Genomic DNA, 15515 nt, shown 5'->3' with positions numbered 1-15515 from the left:
CACTAATTTATGAAATGTTTAACAATTCCATCACTCCGCCAAACTATCCAACATCGTCTTCACTTCAGTCACATACTGACCCAAATCTGGCTCTAAATGAAAACCTTCTACTGGAGTGGGTAAGCCTTTTTGTTTACCTAGCCTAACGATAATCGCGTTCTCTTCTGGCAGCACCAATACCCGCTGACCTAAGTGACCAAGCATGGCGTAAAATGGAATCGGACTGTCCATATCCGTCCACACCGAATGTCCGTAAACTTGCGCTTGCCCTTCTGCAAATGCTGCGGCATTGGGCGTAATCATAAAATCAACGTGCGCTTTGCTAAGCAGTTGCTCACCTTGCCATTCGCCACCATTCAATAGCAATTGCCCAAATTTTGCAAAGTCCAATGCACTGGCATTTAAACAGCAATAAACCTTCTCAATATTTTTTGAACCATCAAGTGACCAATAGCCGTCACCTTGCATTCCAAGTGGTTGCCAAAACTTCTCTTCTAAATAGCTAGAGATAGTATAGCCATGCTCTGCGAGCGCCCGTGATAATGCAATGCCAAGCATTTGCGTATCGCCTGAGGAGTATTCAAACCGACCGCCGCATTCTTGCACAAAATCTCGATTGACCATTTGCTTGACCAAGTCATGACCATAATAGGATTCGGCAGTCGGATTGATCGGAAAATAATAGTCCTCGGTCCAATCATAACCCGAGGTCATCGCTGATAAATCTGCGAGAGTGCAGTTTTGCGCATACTTGTTTTCAGCGTATTCTGGTAGCCAGTTGCTAATCGGCTCATCGATACTACCGATATAACCGTCTTCTACCGCTTTTAGATATAACATAGTTGTGGTGGTTTTTGCCATCGAAAAGCTATTGGTGTGCGAGTCGCTACCGTAGCCTTGCCAGTAGTTTTCGTACACCAGCTTGCCGTCCTTGATAATAGCAAAGGCGACAGTCTCATCGGTATCTAAGGCATTTTGTAAGGTAGGCGTCAGACTAACGTGCTCAAAGTTGGCATCTTCTTCCCAAGCGATAGGGTCTTTGGCAGCAATAGTCCGATTATCAAAATCGATATAATCATCGATATTAGCGGTATTTTCACCTTTAAGATAAGTGAGCTGCAGACCGCGAAAGATATAAGCATTGCCCGTCACCACTAAACCTAAACTAATAAGAATTAATAACGCTAAAATAGGTAAAAATATCCATTTAAACAGGGTTTTTAACACTACCATTATAAAATCCTTTTTTTATGGCGTGATTGGTGCGTACGATTGAGTATCGCTGATAGGTTTAGCGTAGCATAGATATGAATTACTGAAAGTTAAAATAAACTTATGTTTATTATAAAGTAACTGCTATATTCAAGCTTATGGAGAATAATATGAAAAAATTAACCTTAACTACAATCAGTACTTTAGGCATTTACCTCTTATCCACTTATGCAAACTCAGCCAGTTTTGATTGTAATAAAGCTTCTACTTGGGTAGAAAAAACTATTTGTAAAAGTCCTGAGCTATCCAAGCTTGATGAAGCGATGGCAAAAAAATATATAAAAGATCTCAATAACGCAGCTAATGACGAAGACAGCGAAGTATATAAAAATAATGCAATTATAGATCAGAAATTATGGTTAAATTTTCAACGGAATACTTGTAAAGATACCAAATGCCTTATACGTGAGTATGAAGAACATATCGGAGAAAAGACAGGTTCTGACTGGAACGATGATTTAGATTCTTCTGATTTACCTGATAAAAATGCGTTTGGAGAATTCTCTAAAAACTTCCAGATTTCAGTATATAACGTAGACGACAAACGCAACAATACTTTTCAAGATGCAACGAATACTTTATCGATTAATAAGGTTGATAATAAACCTCATATCTCTGTGATTGAAAGTATCCTGATTTTTAATAATTTACACACCTGTGGAATTGAAGAAAGTATTGCAACATGGTCACAAAATCACTGGGTAATTTATGATGATAGCCAAGATAAAGAAGTTAGGCTAAGGTTATATCCTGCACCTTATAAAGGTAAGAATCAGTTACTATTAAGAGACGTTGATTATCAATTTAGCTCAGGGCGTTGTGGAGTGCGCGGCTATTTTGACAGTATTATATTAGAACATCAGTAAGTGAGCCAAGTGTCTTAATATTGCCTGAAGCAATATTATGCTGAACTGAAGATCTATTACAAGAAACTAAATCTACCAAACCAAAAAAAGCGGCAAGATAATCCATCTTGCCGCTCTAATTACTTCTGAACTAAACCTTAAATCGCTGCCGCAACCTCAGCACCATCTCTTATGGCACGCTTAGCATCCAACTCAGCAGCAAGTTTTGCACCACCGATTAGATGATATTGCGCGTCTGGTGCATCACCGACGTTTGGCATCAGCTCAACCACTGATTCTTGACCAGCACAGACCACGACGCTATCGACACGTAGCAACTGGCTTTGACCTTGGTTATTAGTGATCCAAATGCCTTCATTGGTGATCTTATCGTACTGAGCACCTGATACTTGGATGACGCCGTGTGATTTGACATGGGCACGATGTACCCAGCCCGAGGTTTTATTCAGACCACTACCCAAGCGACCTTTGGTACGCTGCATCAAGTACACTTGGCGGATAGGTTTGATAGCTTCAGGCTTAATCAGTCCACCCTCAGTTTGATAGTTAGTATCATTAGTCACGCCCCACTCTTCACGCCACTCTTCGATAGACTGCGCTTTTGGACGGTAGTTTGGGTCTTTTAAAAGTTCAGGACCTAGCTCATCAAGCGGCTGACCATGTTTGGCGGTCAGATATTCACTGACGTCAAAGCCAATACCGCCAGCACCAATGACGGCAACCGTGTCACCAACGGATTTTTCACCAGAGAGTAATTCCGCATAGCTCATCACTTGTGGCAAATCCGCGCCTTCCAGTTTGCCAGCTAGGCTTCTAGGGACAACACCAGTTGCGACGATGACATGGTGGAATTTGGCTTTCTCAAGCATGGCTTTATCGACTTTGGTATTAAGTTTAATCTCAACGCCTAAATGCTCAAGCTCATTGATATAGTAGCGGATGGTTTCAAAGAACTCTTCTTTACCAGGGATAACTTTGGCGTAGTTAAACTGTCCACCTAAGATGTCTTTTGCTTCAAATAACGTGACGTCATGACCACGTAGTGCGGCGACATGAGCGGCTGACATGCCAGCGACACCGCCACCGATGACGGCGACTTTTTTAGGTTTTTTAGTTTTCTTATAAACCAATTCCGTCTCATAACACGCTTGTGGATTGACCAGACAAGTTGAGCGTTTATTTTCAAAAGTATGGTCGAGACAAGCTTGGTTACATGCAATACAGGTATTAATACGATCCGCTTCGCCATTTTTAGCTTTATTCACCCAATGGGCATCGGCTAAAAATGGACGCGCCATTTGAATCATATCAGCCTGACCACTAGCCACGATTTCTTCTGCCGTTTCTGGCATATTGATACGGTTGGCCGCCATCATGGGAATGCTAATATGCTTTTTAATTTCAGCAGTGAAATCAACAAACGCGGCACGCGGTACGCTGGTGACAATCGTCGGTACACGCGCTTCATGCCAGCCGATACCCGTATTCATAATGGTTACACCCGCTTCTTCTAATGCTTTGGCGACGGTGATAACTTCATCCATCACGTTACCGTCTTTGACCAAATCAATCACTGATAAGCGGAACAAGATAATAAAATCTTCACCCGTTGCTTCACGAACGGCTTTGACTACATCCACGGCAAACTTCATACGATTTTGAATATCACCGCCATACTCGTCGGTACGTTGATTCACATGACGCGATAAAAACTGATTGAGCAAATAACCTTCTGAGCCCATGATTTCCACACCGTCATAACCCGCTTGCTTCGCCAGTTTTGCACAGCGTGCATAGTCTTTTACCGTCTGCTCGATATTTTTAATACTCATCTTACGCGGCTTAAACGGTGAGATTGGCGATTTAATCGGGCTCGCTGATACGGCAAAAGGATGATAGCCATAACGACCACTGTGCAAGATTTGCATAATGATTTTGCTGTCATATTTATGCGCCGCACGGGTCACTCGTTGATGATTAATTACGTCAGCGCGCGTATTCATGGTACCACCAGCAGGGAGTAACCACCCTTCGCGATTGGGCGAAATACCGCCCGTAATCATCATCGCCACGCCGCCTTTGGCACGCTCTGCAAAATACGCCGCTAGTTTGCCGTAGTTATAAAAACGGTCTTCAAGCCCCGTATGCATTGAGCCCATCACCATACGGTTCTTAAGCGTCGTAAAGCCTAAATCTAGCGGCTCAAATAAATGTGGGTAGTGTTCATTGGTGCTAGCAGTTTCGATGGTATTGGCAGTGCGGCTGGCGGACATATCATTTTCCTTATGAATGGTTTGTGGAAATGCTTGTTAAAGCTGGCTGGGCTTTTTAAAAGTTAAGATTTTTAAAAATAAGGCTTTTAGGAATAGTTAAGCGATAGGGTTTAACATCACTGGTATCGTAACACACCGCTATTATCATCAGCTATGCAGACAAGCGACTGATGAGTGAACACTATGTGAATTAGGCTAATTGATCATGTGATTCAATATAAGAAAGCGCTAAAAACATACTCGCTTTTCACAGAGCATTGTCTATAATGGACGAACAAATATTTACCGTGAGTCACCTATCGGCGAGTTGCTACAAGGAAGGTCAGCAAAAATATTAATAACTTATCAAACAGTGATAAATAGCGAAGCCAACTTTATAGCAGGTTTGTAGCGTACTCACCGAATTATAACAGCAAGATAAAGGACTATCCCCATGACAGACTTCCACACCGGTCTTGGCAAAAACGCTGCCAACTATCAACCGCTTACCCCTATTGACTTCATCATCCGTAGCGCACAGGTCTATCCCGATAAAACTGCCATTATTTATGACGATTTAGAACACAATAACCTCACGCAAACGTGGCAGCAGACTTACGATCGCTGTCGTCAATTGGCGGATGGGCTACGCAAATTAGGCCTCGATAAAAACGACACAGTTGCAGTCATGATGCCAAACACCCCAGCGATGATCGAATGCGCTTTTGGTGTACCGATGTCAGGTGGCGTACTTTGTACACTGAACACCCGCCTCGACATCAATGCCCTTACCTTTTGTCTGCAACACTCAGAAGCCAAAGTGTTGATTCTAGACAGCGAGTTTGCTGAACATGCTGAAATTATCGAAGAAGCCTTTCCTAATCTAATCGTCATTCATGCGACCGATGCGGCGCTCGATATTGAACATTTTGGACAAATGAGCTACGAAGCATTAATCGCCAGCTCAGACAGTTTGGACAACTGGGAAAAACCACTCGATGAATGGGATGCTATCGCGCTCAATTATACCTCTGGTACGACGGGTAAGCCAAAAGGCGTGGTCTATCACCACCGCGGCGCGACACTCAATGCCGTCTCCAATATTTTAGATTGGGATATGCCCAAGCACCCGATGTATCTATGGACGCTGCCATTATTCCATTGTAATGGTTGGTGTTTCCCGTGGACGATTGCAGAGCGCGCGGGCGTCAACGTCTGCTTGCGCAAGATTGATGCTGATTTGATTTTGCAACTGATTGCCAAGCATAAAGTCAGCCATTATTGCTCAGCGCCTGTGGTGCACAATATGATTGCTGGCGGCAAAGCTGAATATAAAGACGCCATTAATCATGACGTAAAGGGCTGGGTCGCTGGTGCGCCGCCGTCTGAAACCATGCTTGCCGCCATGGAAGCCATGGGCTTTCATATCTCTCACGTTTACGGTCTTACCGAAGTCTATGGTCCGGTCACTGTCTGCGCTGAGCAGCAAGAATGGGATGAACTGGATGTCGCTACTCGTGCACAAAAGAAATCACGTCAGGGCGTAACGTCACATTTGATGACTGGCTTTGAGCTGTTTAAACAAGGCACTACGGAGCCAGTTGCCGCGGATGGCGAAGAAATGGGTGAGCTAGCACTACGCGGTAACATGGTGATGAAAGGTTATCTAAAAAGCCGTAAAGCCACCGAGGAAGCCTTTGCTGATGGTTGGTTCCGTACTGGTGATTTGGGTGTCAAATACCCTGACGGCTATATCAAAATCATGGACAGGCTTAAAGACATTATCATCTCAGGTGGTGAGAATATCTCTAGTATCGAAGTCGAAAACGTTTTATATAAAATGCCAGAAATCCAAAGCTGCGCTGTCGTCGCCGCGCCGCACGATAAATGGGGCGAAGTGCCCGTCGCCTTTATCGAGATTCATGAAGGTAGCACCTTGCAGCGCGACCATGTGATGGAACATTGCAAGCAGCATTTGGCGGGCTTTAAAGTACCCAAATATATTATCTTTGCTGAAATCCCAAAGACCAGCACCGGTAAAGTGCAGAAGTTTGAGCTGCGTCAAGCGGCTAAATCATTGGCACATGAGACGCCAAAAGTTACGGCTAGCGCTAAGTAAGTGTTTATCATTAAGCCTTAATAATACGGAAGTATCGTTAATATTAATGAAACATCATTGATAAAAAAAGGTCAGCCTAATTGAATTAGACTGACCCTTTTATTGCGCTAAAAAAACCAAACCAATGTTAATTAAGCTTAGGTTCTAGCCACTGATACACCAACATCCCGACTATCATCGCTGGGATAAAGACATAAGCCTGCCACTGTCCTGTACCAAGCAACACAATACCGGGGCCTGGGCAAATACCAACCAAACCCCAACCGATACCAAATAGCATGGCGCCGATTAGCAGTTTTTTATTAATGGTGGTTTTGGTTGGCATCTCAATTGATGACCCAATCCAGCTGGTCTTTTGACGCTTAGCCAACTGCACGCCAACTATTGCTACCATTAGACCGCCGCCCATCACCAGTGCCAGAGAAATATCCCATGCACCAAAGACGTCCAAAAAGCCCTGTACTTTTACAGGATCGGTCATGCCTGATATCAGCAGTCCAAAGCCAAATAATAACCCTGCCAGTAATCCAATTATATTTTTTAGCATGTTTTTTCTCGCACCTAATGTGTTAATCCAAGCGGTTATAACCATCCGATATAAACAATAGTCACCGCTATCTTCGCAACGTACTGTCTATGTGATTTTTAAATCAAACCCAAGACATGACGACCAATATAAACGGTCACAATACCAAACAACATAAAGGTAACCGTCGCCGCCATCGAACGTGGCGACAGTCGCGCATTACCGCAGATACCATGTCCACTGGTGCAACCTGAACCCAAACGTGTCCCAAAACCAACCAGCAATCCTGCCCCAATAAGCAGTGGCAAAGAGGTACTAATCTCTATATCGGGCAACGGTTTTACCAGACCATAAAGTAATGGCGAGATAACAAGACCAAGTATGAATAACACCTGCCACATCTCGACGCGCTTGGGTTTTAAGAGACTTGAGAAAATACCACTAATACCCGCAATACGACCAATGCCTAATAGCAAGATGACCGTTGCAACGCCTAGCATCAGACCGCCTACCAAGGAAACTGGCGTAAAGGCCTGCCAATCTATTTGTATACTCATAATATTTACCTAAGCCAATTTTCATCAAAACAGTTTTGAATATCGTTTTATATAAATACATTATATTATAAAATATATAAATAAAAAAAAAAATACTGAACCTTCGTTACAAGGGCTCAGTATTCTTTTTACTTAAAAAACATCTTACGAGATAAAGATATTATTTCGCCAATACTTCATCAAGTGCAGTTTCAAAACGCTGTACCGCTCCGTCTACATCGGTCAATTTATCCAGACCAAATAAACCTAAGCGGAACGTTTTAAAGTTATCCGGCTCACCAACTTTTAACGGTACACCAGCAGCGATTTGCATGCCTGTTTCGGCAAACGCACTGCCTTTATGCATATCATCGCGATCGGTATAAGCAACCACAACGCCTGGCGCTTCAAAACCTTTTGCTGCAACGCTTTCAATGCCTTTAGCGGCTAATACTTCGCGAATACGGTTGCCCAATTGCCACTGCGCGTCACGCAATTTATCAAAGCCAATCTCTTTTGACTCTAAAATAGTATCGCGGAATTGACGTAAGCTGTCAGTTGGCATGGTGGCATGATAAGCGTGACCGCCATTTTCATAGGCGCGCATGACATTTAACCACTGCTTTAAGTCTAAGCTAAAGCTATCTGATTCTGTATTGTCTACTTTTTCGATTGCCGCAGCGCTTAGCATGACTAAGCCTGCACACGGAGTACTGCTCCACCCTTTTTGCGGGGCGCTGATGAGAACATCAATACCCAAGTCTTTCATGTCCAACCACACACAACCTGAAGCGATACAATCAATGACCAATAAGCCGCCAACGCTATGTACAGCCGCGCTTATCGCTTTGATATAGTCTGATGATAAAATAATACCCGATGAGGTTTCGACGTGCGGCGCAAAGACCACTGCTGGCTTCTCTGCTTTAATTTTAGCAACGGCTTCATCGATATCAACGGGGGCAAATGGTTTTGGTGACTCACCCTCTTCACGATGTGCCGTCAATACCGTAGACGACTTGGCGATTTTGCCTTTTTCTAAAATTTGTGTCCAGCGATAGCTAAACCAACCGTTACGAATAATGAGGCAATCTTCATCATTGGCCAATTGGCGCGCAACGGCTTCCATTCCATAAGTGCCAGCACCGGGTACAATGACCACTGCTTCGGCGTTATACACGGATTTTAGGTCGCTAGATAAGTCATTCATCACTTGCTGAAAGACTTTTGACATGTGGTTTAAGGCGCGGTCAGTATAGACCACTGAGTATTCTAATAAGCCGTTTGGATCAATATCTTGACGTAATGCAGTCATAGGAAGCTCCTAGTTTATAGTTAGATAGTTTAATTTTCTCAAGCATTGGCTATAGCAAAATCCAGATACTCTCTTAAACCAACCTGCCTTAATAACGCTAACCAATCTAGACAACTACTGTTCGCCAACTTAGCCAAATAATGCTTCTATTAGATAACATGGGTGTGAAATAACGTTTTTGTTAAATAATCTGGCTATCAAATAGCATTGCTGACCAATAGCATAGTCGTTAGATTGCATAGCAGCTAGATACTACTAGGGGTAGTATTAACTGAATATTAATATGGGGTAATAGTCGAGAGCATGACGCAGGGTTGACGATATAGCACTTTATCCTAGCGCTATTGCCGTTGGTGATTGTGTTTTGCACGCCGTGTTTTTATTGATTTTAGACAAAGTCGTACAGAACAGGTGCGCCACTATAGGGGCTACGCGGTGGTAGGCTAATAATGGTCACTAACAACTGATGAGATGAATAGGCATCAAGCGAGAACATATACACTAAGGTTTTGAAGAATAACCGCTCGCGTATAACAAAAGATTATCATCGCTTAATATACTCATAACAGCTTGATATTAGCACTGATAATGCAGGTTGACAACGATATGTTTGCGCAATAATAACGTTTGCGCCGCTTACGTTTTTTTGCTCAGTCAATAATGACTATCGACGTCCGCGATGAGCCTCTTGCAGCCCAGACACCACAAAGTCTAGCAACTCACTATCCCCTTCACGGGCAGCCTTGCGCATAAGCTTCGATGGTGCGTGGGTTAGCGTCTGCGTCAAACGGCGTGACAGCTCAATGATAATATCTTCAGGACTGGCATTATCCTGTTGTAGCTTGGCAATGGATTCATGCAGGAGTTTATCTACTTGATCCTGCGTATGCGCGCGATACTGCTGAATGTCTTTACCGACTTGGCGCACTTGAAAGCTGCGATCCATCTCAACGACTAATTGGCTAACGAGCAATTCTGCATCAACTGCTGCTTGCCTCCGCTGTTCAATATTTCCAGCGATCACGTGTTGTAAATCATCGACAGAGTAGAGATAAACATCATCGATACGACTAATGGTCGAGTCAATATCGCGCGGTACGGCTAAGTCAATCATCAACATGGGCTGATAACGACGATGTTTCAGCGCCCGCAAAGTCATGGTTTTATCGATCAACACATCCATACTACCGCTACAGCTACTAACGATATCGGCTTCTGCTAAAACTTGTGGTAACTCTTGCAAAGGTCTGACTTCTACCAAGTGACCTGCGCGGCGCAGCTCCACTGCCAGCGCTTCAGCGCGTTCGAGATTGCGGTTGCAAATAATCACGCGACCTACACCAAGCCCAGCAATGTGGGTGGCAACCAAACGGTTCATCTCACCTGCCGCGACCACCAGCAATGTGCGACTGGGCAAATCATCAAATATTTGCGTCACCAATTTGGCGGCTGCATAGCTAAGCGATACCGCTTGAGCACCCACTTGGGTCTCGTTACGTACGCGTTTGGCGGCAGCAAATACTTGATCAATAATCCAACCAAGCTGATTACTCAGGGCTTTTTGTTCTTGCGCGAGCTGTACTGAGCGCTTGATTTGACCGAGTATCTGCGGCTCACCCAATATCATAGAGTCAAGCCCTGCGGCGACCCTAAGCCAATGGGTCAGCGCATGAGTATCACGGTGCACATAAAGATAAGGATCAATCTCAAACAGTGACAACTGCTTAAAGTCAGCAAGCCACGCTTTAATTTTTAAGATATGAGCACTAATGGCCGCCGAAGATGTCTGAGCACCGACCGCGCCATTAGCAGACATAGAGGGCACATCTTGCGGCTCTGATAGCTGAGGCACAAGCGCATAGATTTCAGTACGATTGCAAGTAGAAACAATCACACTGCCATCAGTAAAGGCCTCTAATTGTTTGAGAGCGATATTCACATCGTCACCCACAAGCGCCAAGCGCTCTCTTAGAGCGACTGGTGCAGTTTTGTGATTGACCCCAATGACCACTAATCTCATTATTGATAGACCATAAACATGACGCTCACCTGCCAGCCCACGCTATCTCATTATTGTTAAAAGACAGTTGTAGACGACAGCGCTGAAAGGAAGACTCTAAAAGCCGCCTATTATATCATTATTGCCAGCTTTAATTAACACTCAGCTATCGATGATAGCTATTTGCTTGTATCTGGGCACATGAGTAACAAATCAACTACCGATACGATTGTTAAAACCAATATCTATGTTTTAACGAGCGCTTATAGAAATGGATAGAAATCATTCGCTTACTTGACGTTAACTTGTTATATTTTCACAATATTTAAGCTAAGGTTTACAACCAATGAAAGACCCCGTTGATACAGGTTATCAGCCAATCCTACTTTGTTCGCAAAGATTTGGTAGAGCGGCTATTATTAATAACGGAGTAACACGGGCACTATTGTTTATCCCATCAGTCTGCTTTTATAATGTCAGGCATGGGTACTCGTTACCAATAGTTAGCTTGAAATGATTAAAATAAAATTGTCTTATCGATATAGATGAACAATGGGCGAATACGGTTATCTATGATTTTTTTTGGGTCATTATTTCGATCACAACTTGCGCATGACGACCAATCTAATCTGCGTGCTCTATTGTATGCGGTTATCGAACGTCTGTGCCAGCGTTATAAGCTAACCTTGTCGTTGGCCTTTTGCTTATGCTTAGGATCGTCTTCCGTTCATGCCAGTCATCCTGATATCTCGCTCGAAGCCCATGTACCTAACATATCCATTGCTGATAAGAACGACAAGGCAGTCAGTAGCGACGGCATTGATAATAGCCGCTCAACGCTACCAGCAACTACTTCTGCCAACGCACAACCAATAGAAAATGTCGCCAATATTAATGGATTAGCGCCAACTACCTTATGGCAACCTGAGCTCAAAGAGCCTAGCCTGTATGCGCTGCTTGATGCAGAATTTGCAGCAGATCGCGGTGATAGACAACGAGCGATTACTATCTATAAGCAGCAAGCGTTTAAAGATGATGCAACTGCCGTGTTTGAAAGAGCACTCAGCCTTTCTTTACGCACTGAAAGGGTTGAGAAATCGTTACAATTTGCCAAGTCATGGCAAGACCAAAATCCGGATCACGTGCCTGCTTGGTTTTATGTGGCGCATTTGGCCCTGCGAGCACACGATTATCTGTTAGCTGGCGAAACCTTGAATCGTATTTTGCTTTATGATCCTAGAGCGGACTTAAGCGAAATCCTTATCGGTATCTATCCAAACAATGATGAAGACAAACGTGAATTACTTGCCGCTTTGCAACCACTAGATAGCGAGCAGAATGCCTCATTGTCGGTATTGAAAGCAGGGTTGCTTTACCAATTTAACGAGCCTGAGATTGCCATTGTCCATATCAATCGGGCGCTAGAACGCCAGCCTGACTATGTACCTTTTATTACGCTAAAGGCAGACATACTGCGCAAAATCGTCACGGCTGAAACCGTCGTCAATTATGTGAGCCAAGCACGCCTGCGTAATCCCGATAGTAAAAGTCTCTATCTGTATGAGATTCGCTACTTGCTTGACTTAAAGCAAAGCCAAGAAGCGTGGCAATTATTGCTGGATGCCCATAGTCGCTTTGCTGATGATGCCGAGATTACTCTGTTGGCTGCGTTGGTGAGCTTAGACATCGAAGAATATAACAGTGCCGATGAGCTACTCAACATGCTCGTAAAAAACCCCGCTTACCTCGATCAAGCTTATTATTACCTTGGTATCAGTGCCGAGCGTCAGCAGCGCTTTGACCAAGCCAAATACTATCTCAACGGTGTCATGCAAGAAGACTTGGTATTAGAGGCTCGTAGAAAAGTAGTGGCTTTTGAATTGCTTAACGGCGATGTAGATGCGGCGATTGCTACTTTAGAAAAACTGCGTAAAGACTTTAACGTCTTTGCGCCAGATACCTTTGTGCTACAAGCCGATATTTTATGGCAGCAAAATGAGTCCGAAGAAGCCCTGCGCCTACTAACCAAAGCTGCTCGCAAGTATCCTGATAATGAGATGCTCTTGTTCGCACGCGCTCAGCTCCTTGACGACAAAGACGACTATATCGTTAAGCGCACCTTGCTCAATCATCTGCAAGCACTTGACCCAACCAACCTCTCCTACCAGCTCAGTTATGCGCAGCTATTGCTAGCCAATGAACGCAGCTCTGAACAAGGATTGGCATTGGCTACCGCCATCATTCAAATTCGCTATGATGACCCACGTTATGACAATGATCTGCACCTGCAAGCACTGAATGTGCTGGCTGGTAATGCATTGGCCAATGAAAACTATCAACAAGTCATCGACTACCTGCAAACCCCTTACGATGTGTTTCCTACCTTGCGCTCTGGTACTTTGCTACTGCGCGCTTATCAAGGTTTAGGTAACAATGAAAAAGTCGAGGCATTACTCGCAGACTTGCAGCAGCGCTTCTCATTTGGGCAACACAATATCAATGACCGCATACAGCTTTACTGACCCGCCATTTTATAGTGGATAAATCGTTGCGTGCTATGATTACAAGGCACTCATAAGATACTAACAGCCACGCATAACTGAGTAACATACAACCATTAAGCTAATCTATTTTCGAAACAATGATTTCGTAAATTTGTCTATCTTTGAGGAAACATCATGTCAGTATTGGTCCATGCTAATAAGCCTAATAAATTGGCGCTATTCGCTGCCGTGACAACCGCGCTCGTCATCACGTCTGGTTGTCAATCACTAAAAACAGCCAACGCTACTAACCAACCCAGCACGACTTTACAAGGTCAAAACGCTGAACAGCCGCAAAAGCTTGAGAACTTTAATATCACTGGCAAAATTGGTGTGACGATGCCCGCCAATGACACCACAGGCACTCAAGGTGGTAGTGCATTCTATGCATGGGGGCAGCAGAATGATCGCTTTGCCATTGAGTTAATCGGCGCGCTCGGCATTGGTAAAACCAACATCGAGTATAATGGTCAAACCGCCACTTTAGTCAGCGAAAAAACAGGTACCTTAACTGCTGATGATCCTGAGACTTTGCTCAAAAAGGCCACAGGGTGGCAAGCGCCTATTTCACAAATGCCCTATTGGATATCTGGTCGCCCAGCGCCTTCCGATAGTGCACCACAGCTCGATGATCAAAATCGTTTAATCAGCTCAGTCAATGGTGAATGGAGCGCAAGCTTTACCTATAAAGGGTCTGATAAGTTACCAAATAAAATCAGTGCCGTACTGCCACAAGGCAATAAGGTAGTAATGACGATCAATCATTAAGAGGTCATTGAATGATGAATAAATATAGTTGAATTCAAATGATTCCGATACAAGAAAGCCGAGTGCAAGCTATACATTATTGTGGTTAGCGCGGCTGACGATGTAGCGGCTTTATATGAACTTGACCATAACTATCGAATCGTCAATATTTATTAAAATAGCTGTCTATGACTGATCATTATGGCGAAAAATTATAATTAAAAACTATCACTGAGAACAATCATTAAGAACTATGATTAAAAACCTAGCCGCTACGCCTACTTCCACCATCACCCGCTTATCACCGGCAAAGATTAATCTATTTTTGCATATCACAGGTAAGCGTGCTGATGGCTATCATAATTTGCAAACCGTGTTTCGCTTGCTCGATTGGGGCGATTATCTACATTTCTCAGTCATAGATGAAGCCGTAATTTTTACAGTAGATAGTGAATCTACGGCAAATAGTGAACTAGATGCCAATAATCTCTGTCATCAACTTCTAATATTGGCTGGTGCAGAGACTATAACTGCCGATATAGAAGACAACTTGATTTTTAAAGCAGCGCGTGTATTGCTAGCGGCTGCCATACAGTCAAACACTCTACCTGAGCAGTTAGCACAAGTGCATATCGCTTTAGATAAGCATTTGCCGATGGGTGCAGGCTTGGGTGGCGGCTCATCCAATGCCGCAACGACATTGATGACACTTAATGAAATTTGGCAGCTTAAATTGACGCAAGATGAGCTGATAAAAATTGCTGCCACTATTGGCGCAGATGTGCCGATTTTTATCTTTGGGCAAGATGCGATTGCGATGGGTATTGGAGAGCAGTTAACCGCAATCAAGTTGCCCGACCAGCAATATTTAGTATTGACCCCCAATGCTCACGTTAATACTGCCAAGCTGTTCGCGCATCCTAAATTACAACGTGATATCGCTGTGCTATCGGTTGAGACAATTAAAAATAAGCAAGCCGACTATGTACAACATTTAAACACGCCCTATCACAATGTCTTTACGCCAGTGGTGACCAGTCTTGCTCCTGCCGTCAGCGAAGCATTACGTTACTTGCAAGGGTTAGAGGCGCAAGCACTCGGCACAGCACGAATGACAGGCTCTGGTAGCGCGGTGTTCTTGCCTTTGGATGCAAGCGTGGCTACTGACAAAGCACTTTTAGCAAAGTGGATTGAAGAGGCGCCTTGTTCTGCATATTTAGTTCGTAATCTATGAGTTAGATTTGAGCTGTAGTGCGAAGATAAAATGATTATAAATATAGCGTAAAGCGCTTTGTTTTTGACCTATTTTTTAATAAAAGCCATAAAAAGACGCAAATGAC

11 protein-coding genes are annotated in these 15515 nt (G+C 43.8%); 5 read left to right on the top strand and 6 right to left on the bottom strand.

The window, feature by feature from the left end; genetic code table 11:
• Nucleotides 1-30: 30 nt before the first annotated feature.
• On the bottom strand, nucleotides 31-1233 hold the full coding sequence (locus JMY05_RS12255) for a serine hydrolase domain-containing protein (protein ID WP_045443295.1): 1203 nt from the start codon (nucleotides 1231-1233) through the stop codon (nucleotides 31-33).
• A gap of 149 nt (nucleotides 1234-1382) precedes the next feature.
• Here JMY05_RS12255 and JMY05_RS12250 point away from each other — a divergent pair, with 149 nt between their 5' ends.
• The gene (locus JMY05_RS12250; RefSeq protein ID WP_201615417.1) at nucleotides 1383-2138 is read left to right on the top strand and encodes a lysozyme inhibitor LprI family protein; all 756 of its coding nucleotides are present in this window, start codon (nucleotides 1383-1385) and stop codon (nucleotides 2136-2138) included.
• 137 nt (nucleotides 2139-2275) lie between these two features.
• Here JMY05_RS12250 and JMY05_RS12245 read toward each other — a convergent pair whose 3' ends face one another.
• Nucleotides 2276-4411: an NADPH-dependent 2,4-dienoyl-CoA reductase gene (locus JMY05_RS12245; protein WP_045443292.1), complete on the bottom strand. Its 2136-nt coding sequence runs from the start codon at nucleotides 4409-4411 to the stop codon at nucleotides 2276-2278.
• Nucleotides 4412-4844: 433 nt separating this feature from the next.
• Between JMY05_RS12245 and JMY05_RS12240 the strand changes: the two genes are divergently transcribed.
• On the top strand, nucleotides 4845-6509 hold the full coding sequence (locus JMY05_RS12240) for an AMP-binding protein (RefSeq protein WP_201615226.1): 1665 nt from the start codon (nucleotides 4845-4847) through the stop codon (nucleotides 6507-6509).
• A gap of 127 nt (nucleotides 6510-6636) precedes the next feature.
• On the opposite strand, the gene JMY05_RS12235 is transcribed toward JMY05_RS12240, so the two are convergent.
• From JMY05_RS12235 to hemA, 4 genes are all read right to left on the bottom strand, one after another.
• Nucleotides 6637-7056, bottom strand: a complete 420-nt coding sequence (locus tag JMY05_RS12235) for a DUF6691 family protein (protein ID WP_045443289.1) — start codon at nucleotides 7054-7056, stop codon at nucleotides 6637-6639.
• Between the two features lie 98 nt (nucleotides 7057-7154).
• Nucleotides 7155-7592 carry a YeeE/YedE family protein gene (locus JMY05_RS12230; protein ID WP_045443287.1) on the bottom strand — a complete coding sequence of 146 codons (438 nt, stop codon included), beginning with the start codon at nucleotides 7590-7592 and terminating at the stop codon, nucleotides 7155-7157.
• Nucleotides 7593-7752: 160 nt separating this feature from the next.
• Nucleotides 7753-8886 (bottom strand): aminotransferase class V-fold PLP-dependent enzyme, encoded by a 1134-nt coding sequence (locus JMY05_RS12225; RefSeq protein ID WP_109591092.1) that lies wholly within the window; start codon nucleotides 8884-8886, stop codon nucleotides 7753-7755.
• Nucleotides 8887-9550: 664 nt separating this feature from the next.
• Nucleotides 9551-10906: a glutamyl-tRNA reductase gene (gene hemA / locus JMY05_RS12220; RefSeq protein ID WP_201615225.1), complete on the bottom strand. Its 1356-nt coding sequence runs from the start codon at nucleotides 10904-10906 to the stop codon at nucleotides 9551-9553.
• A 551-nt stretch (nucleotides 10907-11457) separates the two neighbouring features.
• On the opposite strand from hemA, the gene JMY05_RS12215 reads away from it, so the two are divergent.
• The 3 genes from JMY05_RS12215 (at nucleotide 11458) to ispE (ending at nucleotide 15409) form a co-directional block, all read left to right on the top strand.
• Nucleotides 11458-13407, top strand: a complete 1950-nt coding sequence (locus JMY05_RS12215) for a tetratricopeptide repeat protein (protein WP_201615224.1) — start codon at nucleotides 11458-11460, stop codon at nucleotides 13405-13407.
• 156 nt (nucleotides 13408-13563) lie between these two features.
• Nucleotides 13564-14196, top strand: coding sequence for a lipoprotein insertase outer membrane protein LolB (gene lolB / locus JMY05_RS12210; RefSeq protein ID WP_045443283.1), 633 nt, complete (start codon nucleotides 13564-13566; stop codon nucleotides 14194-14196).
• A gap of 232 nt (nucleotides 14197-14428) precedes the next feature.
• Nucleotides 14429-15409, top strand: a complete 981-nt coding sequence (gene ispE, locus JMY05_RS12205; protein WP_045443280.1) for a 4-(cytidine 5'-diphospho)-2-C-methyl-D-erythritol kinase — start codon at nucleotides 14429-14431, stop codon at nucleotides 15407-15409.
• Nucleotides 15410-15515 lie beyond the last annotated feature (106 nt).

It is taken from the genome of Psychrobacter sp. JCM 18902, assembly GCF_904846615.1.
Taxonomy (GTDB): domain Bacteria; phylum Pseudomonadota; class Gammaproteobacteria; order Pseudomonadales; family Moraxellaceae; genus Psychrobacter.
The sequence above is the reverse complement of the archived record's forward strand: the minus strand, read 5'-3'. Positions and strand labels throughout refer to the sequence as shown.

Excerpts from the sequence above, each read along its gene's own strand:
- JMY05_RS12255 (WP_045443295.1), bottom strand. The coding sequence starts at position 1,233 with ATGGTAGTGTTAAAAACCCTGTTTAAATGGATATTTTTACCTATTTTA.
- JMY05_RS12250 (WP_201615417.1), top strand. The coding sequence starts at position 1,383 with ATGAAAAAATTAACCTTAACTACAATCAGTACTTTAGGCATTTACCTC.
- JMY05_RS12245 (WP_045443292.1), bottom strand. The coding sequence starts at position 4,411 with ATGTCCGCCAGCCGCACTGCCAATACCATCGAAACTGCTAGCACCAAT.
- JMY05_RS12240 (WP_201615226.1), top strand. The coding sequence starts at position 4,845 with ATGACAGACTTCCACACCGGTCTTGGCAAAAACGCTGCCAACTATCAA.
- JMY05_RS12235 (WP_045443289.1), bottom strand. The coding sequence starts at position 7,056 with ATGCTAAAAAATATAATTGGATTACTGGCAGGGTTATTATTTGGCTTT.
- JMY05_RS12230 (WP_045443287.1), bottom strand. The coding sequence starts at position 7,592 with ATGAGTATACAAATAGATTGGCAGGCCTTTACGCCAGTTTCCTTGGTA.
- JMY05_RS12225 (WP_109591092.1), bottom strand. The coding sequence starts at position 8,886 with ATGACTGCATTACGTCAAGATATTGATCCAAACGGCTTATTAGAATAC.
- hemA (WP_201615225.1), bottom strand. The coding sequence starts at position 10,906 with ATGAGATTAGTGGTCATTGGGGTCAATCACAAAACTGCACCAGTCGCT.
- JMY05_RS12215 (WP_201615224.1), top strand. The coding sequence starts at position 11,458 with ATGATTTTTTTTGGGTCATTATTTCGATCACAACTTGCGCATGACGAC.
- lolB (WP_045443283.1), top strand. The coding sequence starts at position 13,564 with ATGTCAGTATTGGTCCATGCTAATAAGCCTAATAAATTGGCGCTATTC.
- ispE (WP_045443280.1), top strand. The coding sequence starts at position 14,429 with ATGATTAAAAACCTAGCCGCTACGCCTACTTCCACCATCACCCGCTTA.